Genomic DNA, 19117 nt, shown 5'->3' on the forward strand with positions numbered 1-19117 from the left:
GTCTGGCGCACTCGGTTGGGGCGCAGCTGTTACTTATCTAGACTGACACCATAAAACGGCGTCAGGCCAAAAGGACTGATCTTGAAGTCCTGCACTTCTTTTCGAATTGGCTGGAAAACCGTCGAGTTTGCGATAGGCGTTATAGGTACTTGTTCCTTAAGGATTTTTTGTGCCTGTTGATACCACTTGATGCGCTGGTCGCGGTCACTGCTGACTTTGGCTTGCTGCACAAATTTGTCGTAGGCCGGGTTACACCATTTGGCGTAGTTGCTGCCTTTGACCGCGGCACAACTGTAGAGCACGCCGAGCCAGTTATCCGGGTCGCCGTTGTCCCCGGTCCAGCCGTAAATCATCGCGTCATGTTCGCCATTTTTCGCGCGTTTGATGTATTCGCCCCATTCGTAGCTGACTATGTTGGCTTTGATACCCACCTTTTCCCAATCCTGCTGAATCATCTGCGCCGACATTCGCGCGTTTGGATTGGAGGCGCGCTGCACGGTCATCGCCCAAAGATTGATGGTGGTACCTGGTGCAACCCCTGCTTCTTTTAGTAGCGCCCGCGCCTTGGTCGGGTCGTAGGGCGCGTCCTTGATGGTGGGGTCATAAGACCACTGTGCGGGTGGCAATGCGTTCTGCGCCAATTGCCCGGCGCTCTGGTACACGGCCTTGATAATCGCCGGTTTGTCGATGGCCATATCCAGGGCCTGGCGCACTTTGAGTTGGTCAAGCGGCGGGTGAGTCACGTTGTAAGCAAGAAAGCCCAGGTTGAAACCGGCTTGTTGCAGCACGCGCAGGTTGGGGTCCTGTTTCATCACCTCGATATCGGCCGGGCGTGGGTAACCGCTGACCTGGCACTCGCCGGCCTTGAGCTTCTGTAGGCGCGAAGCAGCGTCCGGAGTGATGGCAAACACCAGGTTGTCGAGCTTCACATCCTCGGGTTTCCAATACTGTTTATTGGCGACGTAACGGATCTGCGAGTCTTTCTGGTAGCGCTTGAACACAAACGGCCCGGTGCCGACGGGTTTCTGGTTGATGTCTTCAGCCTTGCCCTCTTTCAACAGCTGGGCGGCGTATTCGGCTGACTGCACCGAGGCAAAACTCATGGCCAGGTTCTGCACGAACGAAGCATCGACATTATTCAGGTTGAAACGCACGGTGTGATCGTCGAGTTTTTCGACGTTTTTGATCGTGGTGTTCAACCCCATGTCGGTGAAGTACGGCGACTCGGACGGGTAAGCCTTACGAAATGGGCTGTCGGCATCCAGCAGGCGGTTGAAGGTAAACAGCACGTCATCCGCATTGAAGTCGCGGGTAGGGGTGAAGTAGTCGGTGGTGTGGAACTTGACGCCATCGCGCAGATGGAAGGTGTAGCTCAGGCCGTCATTGGATACCTCCCAGCGCGTTGCCAGGCCGGGTTCGACTTCGGTGCCGCCACGCTTGAACTGGGTCAAGCGGTTGAACACGGTTTCGGCGGAGGCATCAAAATCGGTGCCGCTGGTGTACTGACTGGGGTCGAAGCCGGCAGGGCTGGCTTCAGAGCAGTAGACCAGGGTGCTGGCCGCCTGGGCCATCGGCATGAACGCCAGCAGGCTTGCAGCCAGGAGTAGCGGTTTGAAAGCGGTTCTTTCCATGGAAACTCCTGAAGTGGCAGGCCTATACAGCCGCCCAAACGAAAACGGCGGCAACCGAGGTTACCGCCGTTCAGGTTTGTCAGGTAGAGGTCACTGCATCTGTACTTCGATCACGCCGTCTGCGCTCATGTTGACCTGGCTGGTGCCGGCTTCCACTTGCGGGGTAGGTGCCGAATCCGCCATGGCCGCTTTCATCATCATCATCCCGCCGTTGCGGGCGTAAGGCATTGGGTAGCCATTGGTGTTGAAGTTCAGGTTGACGATCTTGTAGCCCTTGCCGCCCAGTGCATCGGTGGCCAGTTGCGCACGCGCCTTGAAGGCGGCGACGGCGTCTTTAAGCAGTGCATCTTCGCTGGACTTGCGCGTGGCGTCGGCAATGGCGAAGTCCATGTTTTCCATTTTCAGGGTGTTCAGCAAATCGCCGGTGAGCTTGGACAGCGCCGGGAAGTCCGCGCTTTCCAGGCGCAGTTCGGCACGCTCGCGCCAGCCGGTGATCTTCTGGTTCTTGTTGTCGTAGATCGGGTAGCTGTTGCGGCTGCCCTGGCGCAGGGTCACGCCTTTGACTTCGCGAGCTTCGCCCAGGGCCTTGTTCAGGGTGGTGGTGATTTCGGCGGCGAGCTTGGCCGGGTCGGTGTTTTGTGACTCGGTATAAAGGGTGACGATCATCTTGTCGCGAGCCACTTCCTGGCTGACTTCGGCACGCAGGGAGATCTGGTTGTAATGCAGTTCATCGGCGGCCATGGCCGGCAGGCTGGCCAGGGCGCTGGCGCTGAGAGTGAGGACAGCTGCACTGCGAGTGAAACGAGACATGGAAGCTCCTTGAGAGGGTCGTGTTGGGATAGCCGTGTTCGGTAAGACTGTAGACGGTGCTATCGGGTTCTTCGGGTTTACACATTCGCTACAAGTGGACGAGTGCCGACGAACGGTCATCTGCCCGGCCTGCGTCAAAGAGCCACACGCGCCGTGCCAGCGGGTCTGCTTCGTTTATACTCCTGCCGATCCGCCTGCAGCGCTCACCGGGAGAGCTCATGCTCGCCGCCGTAAAACTGACTTCCGCCACCCGCCAGAACCTCTGGCGCCTGACGTTCATTCGTACCTTGGTACTGGCCGCACAGGCCGGCTCCGTCGGGCTCGCGTATTGGTTCGACCTGCTGCCGCTGCCGTGGCTGCAGTTGGCCGTGACCCTGGGTTTTTCCATCGTGCTGTGTGTGTTCACCGCCATTCGGCTGCGCACCACGTGGCCGGTGACCGAGCTGGAATACGCCCTGCAACTGGCGTGCGACCTGTTTATCCACAGTGTGTTGCTTTATTTCTCCGGTGGTTCCACCAACCCGTTCGTTTCTTACTACCTGGTGCCGCTGACCATTGCCGCCGTGACGTTGCCATGGCGCTATTCGGTGGTGCTGTCGGGCATCGCGCTGACGCTGTACACCTTGCTGTTGGCGCAGTTTTACCCCCTCAAGACCTTCCCTATCGCCCGGGAAAATCTGCAGATCTACGGGATGTGGCTGAGCTTTGCGCTGTCTGCTGCGGTTATCACGTTTTTCGCCGCGCGCATGGCCGAAGAGCTGCGCCGTCAGGAGGAACTGCGCGCCATTCGCCGTGAAGAAGGCCTGCGTGACCAGCAGTTGCTGGCCGTCGCCACCCAGGCCGCCGGCGCCGCCCATGAGTTGGGCACACCGCTGGCGACCATGAGCGTACTGCTCAAGGAAATGACCCAGGACCATCACGACCCGGCGCTGCAAGACGACCTGAGCGTGTTGCAGGAACAGGTCAAGCAGTGCAAGCAGACCTTGCAGCAACTGGTACGCGCCGCCGAGGCCAATCGCCGCCTGGCGGTGGAGATGCAGGACGTGACCCAGTGGCTCGACGAAGCCCTGAACCGCTGGCACCTGATGCGCCCCGAAGCCAGTTACCGTTTCAACCTGCTGGGCCAGGGCAGCGTGCCGCGCATGGCGCCGCCGCCGGACCTGACGCAGGCGTTGCTCAACCTGCTGAACAACGCCGCCGATGCCTGCCCTGAAGGGTTGGGCGTGCAGCTGGACTGGGACGCGGAAAACGTGACCATCAGCATTCGTGACCACGGCGCGGGCGTGCCGTTGGCCATTGCCGAGCAGATCGGCAAACCCTTCTTTACCACCAAGGGCAAAGGCTTCGGCCTCGGCCTGTTTTTGAGCAAGGCCAGCGTGACCCGCGCGGGCGGCTCAGTGAAACTCTATAGTCATGAGGAAGGTGGCACGCTCACCGAGCTGCGCCTGCCCCGTGTCGCACGAGGAGATATCGATGAGTGACGAGATCCAAGTCGAAGGCGAAGAACTGCCGCACCTGCTGCTGGTAGATGACGACGCCACCTTTACCCGCGTGATGGCGCGCGCCATGAGCCGCCGTGGTTTTCGCGTGAGCACCGCAGGCTCGGCCGAAGAAGGCCTGACCATCGCCCAGGCCGATTTGCCGGACTACGCCGCGCTCGACCTGAAAATGGACGGCGACTCCGGCCTGGTGCTGCTGCCCAAGTTGCTGGAACTCGACCCCGAAATGCGTGTGGTAATCCTCACCGGTTACTCGAGCATCGCCACCGCCGTCGAGGCCATCAAGCGCGGTGCCTGCAATTATTTGTGCAAGCCGGCGGACGCCGACGACGTGCTGGCCGCGTTGCTCTCCGAGCATGCCGACCTCGACACCCTGGTGCCGGAAAACCCGATGTCGGTGGACCGTCTGCAGTGGGAGCACATCCAGCGTGTGCTGACCGAGCATGAAGGCAATATCTCCGCCACTGCCCGCGCCCTGGGCATGCACCGGCGTACCCTGCAACGCAAGCTGCAGAAGCGCCCGGTACGGCGCTGAACAAAGTCTGAACAATCTGCTTCAGGCTGCACGGAGCCCTGAACCGATCGTCTATGATCGGTTCAAACGCCTGTCACTTTTTCCTACCGAGCCTGAACGATGAATCAGAACGCTGAGTACTCCGCGGTCAACGACGCGGTGCGTGGGCACTTCTTTCGCCGAACCTGGGCGATGATCACGCCCTATTGGCGCAGCGAAGAGAAGGGCAAGGCCTGGTTGTTGCTGGCTGCAGTGATTGGCCTGTCGCTGTTCAGCGTGGCGATCTCCGTGTGGATCAACCATTGGTATAAAGACTTCTACAACGCGCTGGAAAAGAAGGACACCGCCGCCTTCTGGCAGTTGATCGGCTATTTCGGCGGGATCGCCGCCGTAGCGATTCTCGGCGCGGTCTATCGCCTTTACCTGACCCAGATGCTGACGATCCGCTGGCGTGCCTGGCTCACCGAAAAGCATTTCGCTCGTTGGCTTGCCAACAAGAATTACTACCAGCTGGAGCAGGGCGGTTACACCGATAACCCGGACCAGCGGATTTCCGAAGACCTCAACAACTTCACCTCCAGCACCTTGAGCCTTGGTCTGGGCCTGCTGCGTAATGTGGTCAGCCTGGTGTCGTTCTCGATCATCCTGTGGGGCGTGTCGGGCAGCATTGAAGTATTTGGCTTCACCATTCCCGGCTATATGTTCTGGTGCGCATTGGTCTACGCGGGCGTCGGTAGCTGGCTGACCCACTTGATCGGCCGTCGTTTGATCGGCCTGAGCAACCAACAACAACGCTTCGAAGCAGACCTGCGTTTCTCCATGGTGCGTGTGCGCGAGAACGCCGAAAGCATTGCGTTGTACAACGGCGAGCCGAATGAGAACCAGCGCCTGAGCGCACGCTTTGGCAAGGTCTGGCACAACTTCTGGGACATCATGAAAGTGTCCAAGCGCCTGACCTTTTTCACCGCTGGCTACAGCCAGATTGCGATCATCTTTCCCTTCATTGTCGCCGCGCCACGCTACTTCACCGGCAAGATCGAGCTGGGCGAGCTGATGCAAATCAACTCGGCGTTCGGCAACGTGCAAGAGAACTTCAGCTGGTTTATCAACGCGTATTCGGAGCTGGCTTCGTGGCGCGCGACCAGCGATCGTCTGCTCAGCTTCCATCAGGCCATGAGTGACAACGAGCAGCGTGTGCCTGCCATCGACGTGCACTCCGAGGGCGAGCGCCTGGTGGTGAAAAACCTGGGCATGGATTTGGCTGACGGTCGTCACTTGCTGACCGACGCCGACATGACCGTAGAGCCGGGCCAGCGCGTGATGCTCAGTGGGCGCTCAGGTAGCGGCAAGAGTACGCTGCTGCGCGCAATGGGCCACCTTTGGCCCGCAGGCCACGGCAGCATTCGCCTGCCGGCTGCGCGTTACCTGTTCCTGCCGCAAAAGCCTTACTTGCCCATTGGCACGCTGAAGGCTGTGTTGAGTTATCCACAAGACGACAGCGCGTACCCGGCCGAACGTTATGCACAGGTCCTGGAGACGTGCCGCCTGCCGCATCTGGTTGCGCGCCTGGACGAAGCCAATCACTGGCAACGCATGCTCTCGCCGGGTGAGCAGCAGCGTCTGGCGTTTGCTCGTGCGTTGTTGTTCGCGCCGCAATGGCTTTACATGGATGAAGCCACCTCGGCGATGGATGAGGAAGACGAGGCGACGTTGTATCAAGCATTGATTGACGAGTTGCCGGGACTGAGCATCGTCAGCGTCGGCCATCGCAGCAGCCTCAAGCGCTTCCATGGGCGGCATGTACGCATTGACGGTGGGTTGTTGCAGGAGCAGCAACCGGCTTAAGGTCGTGCGGTCAGTGTGGGAGCGGGCTTGCTCGCGAATACGGTGTGTCGGTTAGCGATGTGCTGACTCACCCACCGCCTTCGCGAGCAAGCCCGCTTCCACGGTGAATCTCCAGTGTCATGGAAAGTGAAGCCCAACAAAAAGCCCGGCTGATCATCGATCAGCCGGGCTTTTTGTTGCTTGGAGAAGACTTACTTCTTCAAACCGTAATGCTCATCCAGCATGCCCGGGGCGTCCGGCGTTTTTGGCGCGTAGTCCCGTGGTGGCTCCTGGTTTTCCCGCGGAGGCGTCAGACGCTCCCGTGGCGCTTGCGGTGCATCGGAATGCAGCGCGGCCAGCAGACGCTGACGGGTGATGTCGTCGAGGGCCAGGCGGTTAGCGCCATCGGCGAGATGATCCTGTACGTCCTGGTAGCTCTGGGTGAGCTTCTTGACCAGGGTCGCGGTGCTGTTGAAGTGGGTAACAACCTCGTTCTGATAACTGTCAAAACGTTCCTGAATGTCATCCAGCTGACGCTGCGTGCGGTTAGGCGCGGCATTTGGCAGCAGGCGGGCAACCAGGAATCCAATGGCGACACCGGCAACCAAGGCGAGAGTCGGCAACAACCAAACTAAGAGCGAGTGTTCCACGAGTCCTTCCTCTATAAACGGCTTTGCTTTACGTTAACGGCTCGGACCTGCGCTGTATACCGCGATTAAGCTCGCAATGATGCCATGCACAGACTTTTAGCTAGACGAGTCGACCCTTTGTGAGGTCACGGAGTTCATTCCTTGCTCATGCGTGAAACCCCCGTTTTGATCGATGGCCCGGTTGGCCAATTGGAAGCCCTGTACCTGGATCACCCCGAGCCACGTGGCCTGGCGCTGATCTGCCACCCTAACCCGGTGCAGGGCGGGACCATGCTCAATAAAGTTGTCTCGACCCTGCAACGCACCGCTCGCGATGCCGGTTTGATTACTTTACGTTTCAATTACCGTGGCGTCGGTGCCAGCGCCGGTACCCACGACATGGCCACCGGTGAGGTGGACGACGCCGAAGCGGCCGCGACCTGGCTGCGGGAAAAACACCCCGACCTGCCGATCACGTTGCTCGGGTTTTCCTTCGGTGGCTACGTGGCTGCCAGCCTCGGCGGCCGTCTGGAAGCCAAGGGTGAAAAGCTGGCGCACCTGTTCATGGTGGCCGCCGCCGTGATGCGCTTGCGCGACACCGACGTGCTGCCCCAAGGCTGCCCATTGACTTTGATCCAGCCGCAAACCGATGAAGTGGTCGACCCACAACTGGTCTACGACTGGTCCGCCGCCCTGAAACGCCCCCATGAGCTGCTGAAAGTGGCAGAATGCGGACACTTTTTTCATGGCAAGCTGACCGATCTCAAGGATCTGGTGCTGCCGCGTCTCTCGAATTGATAGCAGTCTGATAAGCGATTACCCATGACGACTCGTACCCGTATCCTCACCGGCATTACCACCACCGGCACGCCGCACCTGGGCAACTACGCCGGTGCGATCCGCCCGGCGATCCTCGCCAGCCAGGATGCCAATGCCGATTCCTTCTACTTCCTGGCTGACTACCACGCCCTGATCAAATGCGATGACCCGCAGCGCATCCAGCGCTCGCGCATGGAAATTGCCGCGACCTGGCTGGCCGGTGGCCTGGATGTGAACCGGGTGACGTTCTATCGCCAGTCCGACATCCCGGAAATTCCTGAACTGACCTGGCTGCTGACGTGCGTCGCCGCCAAGGGCCTGCTCAATCGCGCCCACGCCTACAAGGCCTCGGTGGATAAAAACGTGGAAACCGGCGAAGACCCGGACGCGGGCATCACCATGGGCTTGTACAGCTACCCGGTGCTGATGGCGGCGGACATCCTGATGTTCAACGCGCACAAGGTGCCGGTCGGCCGCGACCAGATCCAGCACGTAGAAATGGCCCGCGACATCGGCCAGCGCTTCAACCACCTGTTTGGCAACGGTAAAGAATTCTTCACCATGCCCGAGGCGTTGATCGAAGAAAGCGTCGCCACCTTGCCGGGCCTTGATGGCCGCAAGATGTCCAAAAGCTACGACAACACCATCCCGTTGTTCACCAGCGCCAAGGACATGAAGGATGCGATCTCGCGGATCGTCACCGACTCGCGCGCGCCTGGCGAAGCCAAGGACCCGAACAACTCGCACCTGTTCACCCTGTTCCAGGCGTTTGCAACCAAGGCCCAGGAAGAAGAGTTCCGTGCCGAACTGCTGCAAGGCCTGGGCTGGGGCGAGGCGAAGAACCGTCTGTTCCAACTGCTCGACGGCCAACTGGGTGAGGCGCGCGAGCGTTATCACCACCTGATGTCGCGCCCCTCGGACATGGAAGACCTGTTGCTGATCGGCGCCAAGAAAGCCCGCGCCGTGGCGGCGCCGTTCCTGGCTGAGCTGCGTGAGGCGGTTGGCTTGCGCTCGTTCGTCAATCAGGCCGCCGCGCCGGTGGCTGCCAAGAAGAAAGCCGCCAAAGCCGCGCGCTTTGTGAGCTTTCGCGAAGACGACGGCAGCTTCCGCTTCCGCCTGCTATCGGCCGATGGCGAGCAACTGCTGCTGTCGCGAAATTTTGCCGACGGCAAAGCAGCCGGTGCTGTGACCAAGCAACTGCAAAACGGTGACGCGCTGGATGTACGCACTGAGGCCCTGAGTTTCAGCGTATGGCTGGAAGGCGCGGTGGTGGCTGACAGTGCCGCGTTCGCCGACGAAACGTCGCGCGATGCAGCCATCGCCGCGCTGCGCGTTGCGTTGACCCCAACCGAGGATTAACCCGACCAAGGGTTGATTGCCATTATCCAGGGCCGTCGTTACAGTGACGGCCCGTTTTTGTTGCCTTGCTAACGAAATTATGACGCCCCTAGAACGATATCAAGCTGATCTGAAACGCCCTGAGTTCTTCCATGACGCCGCGCAGGAAAATGCGGTGCGTCATTTGCAGCGCCTGTACGACGACCTGGTCGCGGCCTCGCAAAACAAGCCAGGGATGTTCAGCAAGCTGTTTGGCAAGAAAGACCATACGCCGGTCAAAGGCTTGTACTTCTGGGGTGGCGTGGGCCGCGGCAAGACTTACCTGGTCGACACCTTCTTCGAAGCGCTGCCGTTCAAGGAAAAGGTGCGTACGCACTTCCACCGCTTCATGAAGCGCGTGCACGAAGAAATGAAGACGCTGCCGGGCGAGAAAAACCCGCTGACCATCATCGCCAAGCGTTTCTCCGATGAGGCGCGGGTGATTTGTTTCGACGAATTCTTCGTCTCCGACATCACCGATGCCATGATCCTCGGCACCCTGATGGAAGAGCTGTTCAAGAACGGCGTGACCCTGGTTGCGACCTCGAACATCGTGCCCGACGGCTTGTACAAGGACGGCCTGCAACGCGCGCGCTTCCTGCCGGCCATCGCGCTGATCAAGCAGAACACCGAGATCGTCAACGTCGACAGCGGCGTCGACTATCGCCTGCGTCACCTTGAGCAAGCGGAGCTTTACCACTACCCGCTGAACGATGCCGCGCTCGACAGCCTGAAAAAAAGCTTCCGCGCGCTCACGCCGGAATGCACCAAGGCGGTCGAAAACGACAAGCTGATGATCGAGAACCGCGAAATCATCGCGCTGCGCACCTGCGATGACGTGGCCTGGTTCGAGTTCCGCCAGCTGTGCGACGGCCCACGCAGTCAGAACGACTACATCGAACTGGGCAAGATTTTCCACGCGGTGATCCTGAGCGGCGTGGAACAGATGAGCGTCACCACCGACGACATCGCGCGCCGGTTTATCAACATGGTCGACGAGTTCTACGACCGCAACGTCAAGCTGATCATCTCGGCCGAAGTCGAGCTCAAGGATCTCTACACGGGCGGTCGCTTGAACTTCGAATTCCAGCGCACATTGAGCCGCTTGTTGGAAATGCAATCCCACGAGTTCCTGTCGCGCGGGCATAAGCCGTAAGAACGAAGTATTTCAAATGTGGGAGCGGGCTTGCTCGCGAAGACGGAGTGCCAGTCACTGGAAGTGTTGACTGACACACCGCCTTCGCGAGCAAGCCCGCTCCCACATTTTTTACCGCGTTTAATCTGGGTTAGGCGGCTTGCTGGAACTGCTGCCGGTATTGGTTAGGCGACAGTTCCGTGTGCTGCCTGAACAGCCGCGCAAAGAAACTCGCATCGTCGTAACCCACCTCATAGCTGATGGTCTTGATGCTTTTGCGGCTGCCCGAGAGCAAGCCTTTGGCGGTCTCGATGCGCAGGCGTTGCAGGTAATGCAGCGGCTTGTCGCCGGTAGCGGTCTGGAAACGGCGCATGAAGTTACGGATGCTCATGCCGTGTTCCCGAGCGACGTCTTCGAAGCGGAACTTGTCGGCAAAGTGCTCTTCGAGCCAGTGCTGGATCTGCAGGATGATCACGTCCTGGTGCAGCTTTTGCCCACCAAAACCAATGCGGCCCGGTGCGTAGCTGCGTTGCACTTCGTAGAGGATGTCGCGGGCCACGGCCTGGGCGATGTTAGCGCCGCAGAAGCGCTCGATCAGGTAGATATAAAGGTCGCACGCCGAGGTGGTGCCGCCGGCGCAATACACGTTGTCGGCGTCGGTCAGGTGCTTGTCCTGGTTGAGCTGCACCTTGGGGAAGCGTTCGCTGAAGGCATTGAAGAAACGCCAGTAAGTGGTCGCTTCCTTGCCATCCAGCAATCCGGCCTCGGCCAGCCAGAACACACCGGTGGCCTCACCGCAGAGTACAGCGCCGCGGGCGTGTTGCTGGCGCAGCCAGGGCAGCACTTGCGGGTAGCGGGTGCACAGCGCGTCGAAGTCGTCCCAGAAGGCCGGTAGCACGATGATGTCGGCGTCTTCCAGGCCGCCGTCCACCGGCATGATCACATCACTGAAGCTGCGCACCGATTGCCCGTCGGGGCTGACCAGACGCGTTTCAAACGCCGGGGTCAGGCCCAGGCCTTGTTGTTTGCCATAACGCAGGCTGGCCAGATGGAAGAAATCCTTGGCTTGCATGAGGGTGGAAGCGAATACCCGATCAATGGCCAAAATGCTGACGCGCCGCAGGGGCGTGGAGATTTGGTTAGACATAATTTCATTTATTCTTATAGGGGAAAGTGGTCACCAGACGGCTGGATCGTCTTATTTTTTGTCGCATGTGTCCAGTGTCCCGTGACGGCTTCGCGGCATAGGCTCTGTGGTCTGGTCTTTGTCCGACAATCCACGCAGGTGACCCATGATCCCCAGAACCTTGTTCAGCTCGGAGCACGAGCTCTTTCGCGAGAGCGTGCGCACCTTCCTTGAAAAACACGCCGCGCCGTTCCATGGGCAATGGGAGAAACAGGGCTATATCGACCGTGCGTTGTGGAGCAAGGCGGGGGAGGCGGGGATGCTCTGCTCCCATTTGCCGGAAGCGTATGGCGGCCTGGGCGCCGACTTTCTCTACAGCGCGGTGGTGATCGAAGAGGTCAGCCGCCTGGGTTTGACGGGCATCGGTTTCTCGCTGCATTCAGACATCGTCGCGCCGTACATCCTGCATTACGGCAGTGAGGCGCTGAAACAGAAATACCTGCCCAAATTGATTTCCGGTGAAATGGTGACGGCTATCGCCATGACCGAGCCAGGGGCGGGTTCCGACTTGCAGGGCGTGAAGACCACTGCGGTGCTAGACGGCGATGAGTACGTGATCAATGGCTCAAAGACCTTCATCACCAATGGCTTTCTCGCCGAGCTGGTGATCGTCGTGGCCAAGACCGATCCCAAAGCCGGCGCCAAGGGCACCAGCCTGTTTGTGGTGGAAGCCGACACGCCGGGCTTCGACAAGGGCAAGCGCCTGGAGAAGGTAGGCATGAAGGCCCAGGACACCTCGGAGCTGTTTTTCCAGGACGTGCGCGTGCCCAAGGGCAACCTGCTGGGGCAGGCGGGCATGGGCTTCGCCTATTTGATGCAGGAGTTGCCGCAGGAGCGTTTGACCGTGGCGATTGGTGCGCTCTCATCGGCGGAGGCGGCGCTGCAATGGACCTTGGAATACACGCGCGAGCGCAAGGCGTTCGGCAAGGCTATTGCCGATTTCCAGAACACTCGGTTCAAGTTGGCGGAGATGGCGACGGAGATTCAGATCGGTCGCGTGTTTGTCGACCAGTGCATGGCGTTGCACCTGGAAGGCAAGCTCGACGTGCCTACCGCAGCGATGGCCAAGTACTGGGCCACGGACCTGCAGTGCAAGGTGCTCGACGAGTGTGTGCAGCTGCACGGCGGCTACGGCTTCATGTGGGAATACCCGATCGCGCGGGCCTGGGCGGATGCGCGGGTGCAGCGGATTTATGCGGGGACTAACGAAATCATGAAGGAGATTATTGCGCGAGCGCTTTGATCCTGGGGGGGTAAGGGCTGTTGTGGCGAGCGGGCTTGCCCCGCGTTGGGCTGCGCAGTAGCCCCAAACCTCACACCTCAATCTTACTGAAAGAATCAGGCGGTCTTGCTTGGGGCCGCTGCGCAGCCCCACGGGGGCAAGCCCCCTCGCCACAAGGGATCAATCAAGGCGCAGGGTTCGGATGATCCTTCTGAATCGCTTCGATCCCTTCCAATACCTCTTTGGACAGCGTCAGGTCAGCGCTGGCAATGTTGCTATCCAGCTGCTCCAAAGACGTCGCACCAATGATGTTGCTGGTCACAAACGGCTGTTGCGTCACGAACGCCAAGGCCATTTGCGCTGGGTCCAGGCCGTGTTCACGCGCCAGCGCCACATAACGGCTGCACGCGGCTTCGGACTGCGGGTTGAAGTAGCGGCTGAAACGGCTGTATTCGGTCAGGCGTGCCTTGGCCGGGCGTGCGCCGTTCTCGTACTTGCCGCTGAGCATGCCGAACGCCAGGGGCGAATACGCCAGCAGCCCGCACTGTTCACGAATCGCCACTTCCGCCAGGCCCACTTCAAAGCTGCGGTTGAGCAGGTTGTAAGGGTTCTGGATCGACACCGCGCGGGTCCAGCCACGGGCTTCGGCCAGGGCGAGGAACTTCATGGTGCCCCACGGGGTTTCGTTGGACAGGCCGATGTGGCGGATCTTGCCGGCTTTTACCTGCTCGTCCAGTGCTTCGAGGGTTTCTTCCAGCGGGGTGAGGTCGTCTTCGTCCTTGTGCTTGTAGCTCAACTGGCCGAAGAAGTTGGTGCTGCGTTCCGGCCAGTGCAGCTGGTAGAGGTCGATCCAGTCGGTTTGCAGGCGCTTGAGGCTGGCGTCCAGCGCGTCGACAATGTGCTTGCGGTTGTGGCGCAGGTGGCCATCGCGGATGTAGTCGATGGTGTTGCCGGGGCCGGCGATCTTGCTGGCGAGGATCCAGTCGGCACGGTCGCCGCGGCTTTTGAAGTAATTACCGATGTAACGCTCGGTGGTGGCATAGGTGTCGGCCTTGGGCGGCACCGGGTACATTTCCGCCGTGTCGAGGAAGTTGATCCCCGCGGCCTTGGCCCGTTCGATCTGCGCGAAGGCCTCTGCCTCGCTGTTCTGCTCACCCCAGGTCATGGTGCCCAAGGCTATCGCGCTTACGTTCAGATCGGTTCGGCCCAGCTGTCGATAATCCATCGGGTACTCCTTCGGGGAAAACAATCATAAAAGCAGGTTGAATTTTTTTTCGCAATCTGCATAATTGCCCACCTCTTTCTGCAGTGGAAGTGATGCGCCGCCTGCCGAAGAATCTTGCCGTTGAACGGACGCGCCGACCCGAGCCCCCGATAGCGTCTGTATCCGGCTGCCTTTGACTTGTCAAAGTACGCACTATTCAGTAAGATCCGCCGTCTAATTTACAGGGCGGCCCCTGAGGCTATTAAAGAATGACAACTTTTACTGCAAAACCGGAAACAGTTCAGCGCGACTGGTTTGTCGTCGACGCCGCTGGTCAGACCCTGGGTCGTCTGGCCACTGAAGTCGCTAGCCGTCTGCGTGGCAAGCACAAGCCTGAGTACACCCCTCACGTTGACACCGGTGACTACATCGTGATCATCAACGCTGAGCAGGTACGTGTTACCGGCAACAAAGCGCAAGACAAAATGTACTACCGTCACTCCGGTTTCCCAGGCGGTATCAAGTCTTCGAACTTTGAAGGCCTGATTTCCAAGAAGCCTGAAGCCCCGATCGAAATCGCGGTCAAAGGCATGCTGCCGAAGGGCCCACTGGGTCGCGATATGTTTCGCAAGCTGAAAGTCTATGCGGGCGCTGTACACCCTCATGCTGCTCAGCAGCCCCAAGAACTGAAGTTTTAACGGAATAGTTCATTATGTCGGCGACTCAAAATTACGGCACTGGCCGTCGCAAAACCGCAACCGCACGCGTTTTCCTGCGTCCGGGCACTGGTAACATCTCGATCAACAACCGCACTCTGGACAACTTCTTCGGTCGCGAAACTGCCCGCATGGTAGTTCGTCAGCCGCTGGAACTGACCGAGACTGTTGAAAAGTTCGACATCTACGTCACCGTTATCGGTGGCGGTGTAAGTGGTCAAGCTGGCGCAATCCGCCACGGTATCACTCGCGCTCTGATGCAGTACGACGAAACCCTGCGTGGCGCACTGCGCAAAGCTGGCTTCGTAACTCGCGATGCTCGTGAAGTTGAACGTAAGAAAGTCGGTCTGCGTAAAGCGCGTAAGCGTCCGCAGTACTCGAAGCGTTAATTCGCTTTACGTTCCACAAAAACGCCCAACTCCTCACGGAGCTGGGCGTTTTTTATTGCCTGCGATTTATGCACAAATTTCGCCGTGACAACTTGCCACATCCGTAGACCCCCTATACTCCAAGGCCTGGAGAGGGAGCCCCGGGCAATTCCCTTGTCATACGTGGGGCTTTTCATTACCATTCGGCAAAATTTTTATAAGTAAAGATTCAACACTTAGTAGACGCCTGATTTAACAGGCCAAAAAGCTGATGGGAGAGGACTGAATGAGCAATGACGGCGTGAATGCAGGCCGGCGTCGCTTCTTGGTAGCAGCCACATCCGTGGTGGGTGCTGCAGGAGCGGTGGGGGCTGCGGTCCCGTTCGTGGGGTCATGGTTTCCCAGTGCCAAGGCGAAAGCCGCAGGTGCACCGGTGAAGGTGAATGTCAGCAAGATCGACCCAGGCCAGCAGATGATTGCTGAGTGGCGCGGTCAGCCGGTCTTCATCGTTCGTCGTACTGAGGAAATCCTGGGGAATCTGAAAAAAATCGAAGGTCAGCTGTCTGATCCCGACTCGAAGAATTCCGACCAACCCGCCTACGTCGATAAGGAAATCCGTTCGATCAAGCCAGAGATTCTGCTGCTGATCGGTATCTGCACCCACCTCGGCTGCTCGCCTACCTTCCGCCCTGAAGTTGCTCCTGCCGACCTGGGCAAAGACTGGGTGGGTGGTTACTTCTGCCCTTGCCATGGCTCTCACTACGACCTGGCCGGCCGCGTCTACAAGTCACAACCCGCACCACTGAACCTGCCAGTTCCGCCACATCACTACGAGACTGACAGTGTCATTGTCATTGGCGTCGACGAGGGGGAGAAAGCCTGATGAGCAAGTTCATGGATTGGGTGGATGCGCGCTTCCCCGCTACCAAAATGTGGGAAGACCATCTCAGCAAATATTACGCACCAAAAAACTTCAACTTCTTCTACTTCTTCGGCTCCCTGGCACTGTTGGTGCTGGTCAACCAACTCGTCACCGGCGTCTGGCTGACGATGAGCTACACACCCTCGGCTGAAGAGGCCTTTGCGTCCGTTGAAGGGATCATGCGCGACGTCGAGTACGGCTCGATCCTGCGTTTGCTTCACTCCACCGGCGCCTCGGCATTCTTCATCGTGGTCTACATGCACATGTTCCGTGGCTTGCTCTACGGCTCATACCAAAAACCCCGCGAGCTGGTGTGGGTGTTTGGCATGCTGATCTATCTGGCGCTGATGGCCGAGGCCTTCATGGGTTACCTGCTGCCATGGGGGCAGATGTCGTACTGGGGCGCTCAGGTGATCATCTCGCTGTTCGGCGCGATCCCGGTCATCGGCAACGACCTGACTCAGTGGATTCGTGGTGACTATCTGATCTCCGGCATCACCTTGAACCGCTTCTTCGCCTTGCACGTTGTGGCCCTGCCGATCGTGATTCTGGGCCTGGTGGTGCTGCACATCCTGGCGCTGCACGAAGTGGGGTCGAACAACCCCGATGGCGTCGACATCAAGAAGCATAAAGACGAAAACGGCATCCCGCTGGACGGTATTCCGTTCCACCCGTACTACACCGTCAAAGACATTGTCGGCGTGGTGGTGTTCTTGTTCATCTTCTGCTCGATCGTGTTCTTTTTCCCGGAGATGGGCGGGTATTTCCTCGAGAAGCCTAACTTCGAACAGGCCAACGCCTTCAAGACGCCTGAGCACATTGCACCGGTCTGGTACTTCACGCCGTTCTACGCGATCTTGCGGGCCATTCCAGACAAGCTCATGGGCGTTGTTGCCATGGGTGCGTCGATTGCGCTGTTGTTCGTCCTGCCGTGGCTTGACCGCAGCCCGGTCAAGTCGATGCGCTACAAAGGCTGGTTGAGCCGAATCTGGCTGGTGGTGTTCTGCATCGCGTTCATGCTGCTGGGCTGGACCGGCGTCCAGGCACCGACGCCTTCGCTGACGTTGCTGTCGCAGGTCTGCACCTTCCTGTACTTCGCCTACTTCATTCTGATGCCGTTCTACACCCGGCTCGAGAAGACCAAACCGGTTCCGGAAAGGGTGACTGGCTGATGAAAAAGTTATTCGTTGCTTTGATGCTTGCGGCACTGCCGCTACTGTCCTTCGCGGCCGAGCATGGCCCGGAACTGGAAAAAGTCGATATCGACGTCTCTGACAAAGCTGCAATGCAAGATGGCGCGCGTACCTTCGCCAACTACTGCATGGGCTGCCACAGTGCCAAGTTCCAGCGCTATGAGCGGGTTGCCGATGACCTCGGTATCCCGCATGAGCTGATGCTGGAGAAACTGGTGTTCACCGGCGCCAAGATTGGCGACCACATGAACATCGGCATGCAGCCTGCCGACGCCAAGGCCTGGTTCGGTGCCGCACCGCCTGACCTGACCCTGGTGGCGCGCGTGCGGGGTACCGATTGGCTGTACGGCTATCTCAAATCCTTCTACGAAGACCCGACGCGCCCTTGGGGGGTGAACAACAAAGTCTTCCCGAACGTCGGTATGCCTAACGTTCTGGTCGGCCTGCAGGGTCGCCAAGTGGTAGGATGCAAGCAGGTTCAGGTCGTTGAAGACGGCAAGAAGCAATATGATCCGTTGACCGGCACGCCTCTGACGCATGAAGCGTGTGATCAACTGACCATAGTGCCCAAGACCGGTACGCTGAACGAAGAGCAGTTTGACGAGAAGGTCAAGAATCTGGTGACCTTCCTGGCCTACTCGGCCAACCCGGTCAAACTGCAACATCAGCGCATCGGTACCTATGTATTGCTGTACCTGGCCTTCTTCTTCGTATTCGCCTATCTGCTTAAACGCGAATACTGGAAGGATGTGCATTGATCCAACCGTAAGCAATTGCTGTTAATCTTGCGCGCCCAGCGGCATCTCTGAACACGTAGCGGTCTGGTTGAACCAGGCACTACAGAGATGCTCTCTGGGCGCGCTCGTTTTTGAGCTTTCGATAATTTCAACAAGCGAGGAGGACCGCCATGGGCGTGACCAACCGGTTGGCCTGTTACTCCGACCCCGCCGACCACTATTCCCACCGAGTACGCATCGTGCTCGCAGAGAAGGGTGTCAGCGCCGAGATCATCAGTGTGGAGGTGGGACGTCATCCGCCGAAACTGATCGAAGTGAACCCTTACGGCAGCTTGCCCACCCTGGTCGATCGTGACCTGGCGTTGTGGGAGTCAACCGTGGTGATGGAATACCTGGATGAGCGTTACCCGCATCCCCCTTTGCTGCCGGTGTACCCGGTAGCGCGTGCCAACAGCCGCCTGCTGATCCATCGGATCCAGCGTGACTGGTGCGGGCTGGTGGATGTGATTCTGGATTCACGCAGTAAAGAAGCCGTTCGGGTGCAGGCGCGCAAGGAATTGCGTGAGAGCCTGACCGGCGTTTCGCCGCTGTTCGCCGACAAACCTTTTTTCCTCAGCGAGGAACAAAGCTTGGTGGATTGCTGCCTATTACCCATACTCTGGCGCTTGCCGATCCTGGGCATTGAACTGCCACGGCCGGCCAAGCCGTTGCTTGATTACATGGAGCGCCAGTTTGCGCGTGAGGCTTTCCAGGCGAGTCTGTCTGGTGTCGAACGCGATATGCGCTAAGGCTTAAGGAGCCGCTGATGAACTCCAGTCGACCCTATTTGGTCCGCGCGCTCTATGAGTGGATTGTGGACAACGATTGCACCCCGCACATGCTGGTCAACTCCGAATTTCCCAAGGTTGACGTGCCTCAAGGCTTTGCCAGTGACGGCCAGATTGTGCTGAACGTATCACCCAGTGCCGTGCGCCACCTGCACATGGACAACGAGGCTGTCAGCTTCGAAGGGCGTTTTGGCGGCGTGCCCCATACGCTGTTCGTGCCAATTGGCGCGATTCTCGGGATCTATGCCCGTGAGAATGGCCAAGGCATGGTGTTTGATCTGGAGTCGCCTTTTGAGGACGACGAATCGATCGAAGGCGAAGGCGGTGATGATGTACCACCGCCAGACTCCGAGCCACCGCGTCCGAGCGGCCGGCCGAGCCTGAAAGTGGTGAAGTAAGCGGCTTTTACCCTCGGGTGAGCCTGAAAAATGCCTCGACACGCGTCGGGGCATTTTTTTGCGCGAAGGATGTGGATGAAAGTCGCGACACAACGGTGATCGTACA

General features: G+C 59.0%; 19 protein-coding genes. 14 read left to right on the forward strand and 5 right to left on the reverse strand.

All coding sequences use genetic code 11. The features are described 5' to 3' along the window. Positions 1 to 29: 29 nt before the first annotated feature. Complete coding sequence (locus AACW30_RS04500; RefSeq protein ID WP_200624362.1) at positions 30 to 1631, reverse strand: ABC transporter substrate-binding protein; 1602 nt, start codon at positions 1629 to 1631, stop codon at positions 30 to 32. 90 nt (positions 1632 to 1721) lie between these two features. Then, the gene (locus AACW30_RS04505; protein WP_200624363.1) at positions 1722 to 2441 is read right to left on the reverse strand and encodes an SIMPL domain-containing protein; all 720 of its coding nucleotides are present in this window, start codon (positions 2439 to 2441) and stop codon (positions 1722 to 1724) included. A 218-nt stretch (positions 2442 to 2659) separates the two neighbouring features. Between AACW30_RS04505 and AACW30_RS04510 the strand changes: the two genes are divergently transcribed. From AACW30_RS04510 to AACW30_RS04520, 3 genes are all read left to right on the forward strand, one after another. Then, complete coding sequence (locus AACW30_RS04510) at positions 2660 to 3922, forward strand: ATP-binding protein (RefSeq protein ID WP_106578640.1); 1263 nt, start codon at positions 2660 to 2662, stop codon at positions 3920 to 3922. Then, a complete protein-coding gene (locus AACW30_RS04515) occupies positions 3915 to 4475 on the forward strand; it encodes a response regulator transcription factor (protein WP_003171731.1) in 561 nt (186 codons plus the stop codon). The genes AACW30_RS04510 and AACW30_RS04515 overlap by 8 nt, the downstream gene beginning before the upstream one ends. 99 nt (positions 4476 to 4574) lie before the next feature. Then, positions 4575 to 6299 carry an ABC transporter ATP-binding protein/permease gene (locus AACW30_RS04520; protein ID WP_200624364.1) on the forward strand — a complete coding sequence of 575 codons (1725 nt, stop codon included), beginning with the start codon at positions 4575 to 4577 and terminating at the stop codon, positions 6297 to 6299. A gap of 191 nt (positions 6300 to 6490) precedes the next feature. Here AACW30_RS04520 and AACW30_RS04525 read toward each other — a convergent pair whose 3' ends face one another. After that, positions 6491 to 6928 (reverse strand): YhcB family protein, encoded by a 438-nt coding sequence (locus AACW30_RS04525; RefSeq protein WP_106578642.1) that lies wholly within the window; start codon positions 6926 to 6928, stop codon positions 6491 to 6493. 147 nt (positions 6929 to 7075) lie between these two features. On the opposite strand from AACW30_RS04525, the gene AACW30_RS04530 reads away from it, so the two are divergent. The 3 genes from AACW30_RS04530 (at position 7076) to zapE (ending at position 10259) form a co-directional block, all read left to right on the forward strand. After that, positions 7076 to 7705, forward strand: a complete 630-nt coding sequence (locus tag AACW30_RS04530; protein WP_106578643.1) for an alpha/beta hydrolase — start codon at positions 7076 to 7078, stop codon at positions 7703 to 7705. 24 nt (positions 7706 to 7729) lie between these two features. Further along, a complete protein-coding gene (locus AACW30_RS04535; RefSeq protein WP_124416428.1) occupies positions 7730 to 9085 on the forward strand; it encodes a tryptophan--tRNA ligase in 1356 nt (451 codons plus the stop codon). Positions 9086 to 9164: 79 nt separating this feature from the next. Further along, positions 9165 to 10259, forward strand: coding sequence for a cell division protein ZapE (gene zapE, locus AACW30_RS04540; RefSeq protein WP_106578645.1), 1095 nt, complete (start codon positions 9165 to 9167; stop codon positions 10257 to 10259). 130 nt (positions 10260 to 10389) lie between these two features. On the opposite strand, the gene AACW30_RS04545 is transcribed toward zapE, so the two are convergent. Continuing rightward, positions 10390 to 11286, reverse strand: coding sequence for a GlxA family transcriptional regulator (locus tag AACW30_RS04545; RefSeq protein WP_177410109.1), 897 nt, complete (start codon positions 11284 to 11286; stop codon positions 10390 to 10392). 244 nt (positions 11287 to 11530) lie between these two features. Here AACW30_RS04545 and AACW30_RS04550 point away from each other — a divergent pair, with 244 nt between their 5' ends. Beyond that, on the forward strand, positions 11531 to 12667 hold the full coding sequence (locus tag AACW30_RS04550; RefSeq protein ID WP_200624365.1) for an acyl-CoA dehydrogenase family protein: 1137 nt from the start codon (positions 11531 to 11533) through the stop codon (positions 12665 to 12667). A 163-nt stretch (positions 12668 to 12830) separates the two neighbouring features. Here AACW30_RS04550 and AACW30_RS04555 read toward each other — a convergent pair whose 3' ends face one another. Further along, positions 12831 to 13871: an NADP(H)-dependent aldo-keto reductase gene (locus AACW30_RS04555; protein WP_200624366.1), complete on the reverse strand. Its 1041-nt coding sequence runs from the start codon at positions 13869 to 13871 to the stop codon at positions 12831 to 12833. Positions 13872 to 14119: 248 nt separating this feature from the next. Here AACW30_RS04555 and rplM point away from each other — a divergent pair, with 248 nt between their 5' ends. From rplM to AACW30_RS04590, 7 genes are all read left to right on the forward strand, one after another. After that, on the forward strand, positions 14120 to 14548 hold the full coding sequence (rplM, locus tag AACW30_RS04560) for a 50S ribosomal protein L13 (RefSeq protein WP_003171742.1): 429 nt from the start codon (positions 14120 to 14122) through the stop codon (positions 14546 to 14548). Between the two features lie 14 nt (positions 14549 to 14562). Further along, complete coding sequence (gene rpsI / locus AACW30_RS04565; RefSeq protein ID WP_003171743.1) at positions 14563 to 14955, forward strand: 30S ribosomal protein S9; 393 nt, start codon at positions 14563 to 14565, stop codon at positions 14953 to 14955. 265 nt (positions 14956 to 15220) lie between these two features. Further along, positions 15221 to 15817, forward strand: a complete 597-nt coding sequence (petA, locus tag AACW30_RS04570; protein ID WP_003216040.1) for a ubiquinol-cytochrome c reductase iron-sulfur subunit — start codon at positions 15221 to 15223, stop codon at positions 15815 to 15817. Further along, positions 15817 to 17028, forward strand: a complete 1212-nt coding sequence (locus AACW30_RS04575) for a cytochrome b (RefSeq protein ID WP_106578649.1) — start codon at positions 15817 to 15819, stop codon at positions 17026 to 17028. The genes petA and AACW30_RS04575 overlap by 1 nt, the downstream gene beginning before the upstream one ends. Next, on the forward strand, positions 17028 to 17807 hold the full coding sequence (locus AACW30_RS04580) for a cytochrome c1 (RefSeq protein ID WP_106578650.1): 780 nt from the start codon (positions 17028 to 17030) through the stop codon (positions 17805 to 17807). Before AACW30_RS04575 ends, AACW30_RS04580 begins: the two co-directional genes overlap by 1 nt. A 149-nt stretch (positions 17808 to 17956) precedes the next feature. Then, positions 17957 to 18574, forward strand: a complete 618-nt coding sequence (locus tag AACW30_RS04585; RefSeq protein WP_106578651.1) for a glutathione S-transferase N-terminal domain-containing protein — start codon at positions 17957 to 17959, stop codon at positions 18572 to 18574. Between the two features lie 17 nt (positions 18575 to 18591). Further along, positions 18592 to 19011 (forward strand): ClpXP protease specificity-enhancing factor, encoded by a 420-nt coding sequence (locus tag AACW30_RS04590; RefSeq protein WP_106578652.1) that lies wholly within the window; start codon positions 18592 to 18594, stop codon positions 19009 to 19011. Positions 19012 to 19117 lie beyond the last annotated feature (106 nt).

It is taken from the genome of Pseudomonas sp. MF6747, assembly GCF_963890955.1.
GTDB lineage: Bacteria > Pseudomonadota > Gammaproteobacteria > Pseudomonadales > Pseudomonadaceae > Aquipseudomonas.

Bases quoted from the DNA above. Each gene is read 5' to 3' on its own strand.
- AACW30_RS04555 (WP_200624366.1), bottom strand. From the start codon at position 13,871: ATGGATTATCGACAGCTGGGCCGAACCGATCTGAACGTAAGCGCGATA.
- zapE (WP_106578645.1), top strand. From the start codon at position 9,165: ATGACGCCCCTAGAACGATATCAAGCTGATCTGAAACGCCCTGAGTTC.
- AACW30_RS04535 (WP_124416428.1), top strand. From the start codon at position 7,730: ATGACGACTCGTACCCGTATCCTCACCGGCATTACCACCACCGGCACG.
- AACW30_RS04510 (WP_106578640.1), top strand. From the start codon at position 2,660: ATGCTCGCCGCCGTAAAACTGACTTCCGCCACCCGCCAGAACCTCTGG.
- AACW30_RS04580 (WP_106578650.1), top strand. From the start codon at position 17,028: ATGAAAAAGTTATTCGTTGCTTTGATGCTTGCGGCACTGCCGCTACTG.
- AACW30_RS04520 (WP_200624364.1), top strand. From the start codon at position 4,575: ATGAATCAGAACGCTGAGTACTCCGCGGTCAACGACGCGGTGCGTGGG.
- petA (WP_003216040.1), top strand. From the start codon at position 15,221: ATGAGCAATGACGGCGTGAATGCAGGCCGGCGTCGCTTCTTGGTAGCA.
- AACW30_RS04530 (WP_106578643.1), top strand. From the start codon at position 7,076: ATGCGTGAAACCCCCGTTTTGATCGATGGCCCGGTTGGCCAATTGGAA.
- AACW30_RS04575 (WP_106578649.1), top strand. From the start codon at position 15,817: ATGAGCAAGTTCATGGATTGGGTGGATGCGCGCTTCCCCGCTACCAAA.
- AACW30_RS04500 (WP_200624362.1), bottom strand. From the start codon at position 1,631: ATGGAAAGAACCGCTTTCAAACCGCTACTCCTGGCTGCAAGCCTGCTG.
- AACW30_RS04590 (WP_106578652.1), top strand. From the start codon at position 18,592: ATGAACTCCAGTCGACCCTATTTGGTCCGCGCGCTCTATGAGTGGATT.
- rplM (WP_003171742.1), top strand. From the start codon at position 14,120: ATGACAACTTTTACTGCAAAACCGGAAACAGTTCAGCGCGACTGGTTT.
- AACW30_RS04585 (WP_106578651.1), top strand. From the start codon at position 17,957: ATGGGCGTGACCAACCGGTTGGCCTGTTACTCCGACCCCGCCGACCAC.
- AACW30_RS04515 (WP_003171731.1), top strand. From the start codon at position 3,915: ATGAGTGACGAGATCCAAGTCGAAGGCGAAGAACTGCCGCACCTGCTG.
- rpsI (WP_003171743.1), top strand. From the start codon at position 14,563: ATGTCGGCGACTCAAAATTACGGCACTGGCCGTCGCAAAACCGCAACC.
- AACW30_RS04505 (WP_200624363.1), bottom strand. From the start codon at position 2,441: ATGTCTCGTTTCACTCGCAGTGCAGCTGTCCTCACTCTCAGCGCCAGC.
- AACW30_RS04550 (WP_200624365.1), top strand. From the start codon at position 11,531: ATGATCCCCAGAACCTTGTTCAGCTCGGAGCACGAGCTCTTTCGCGAG.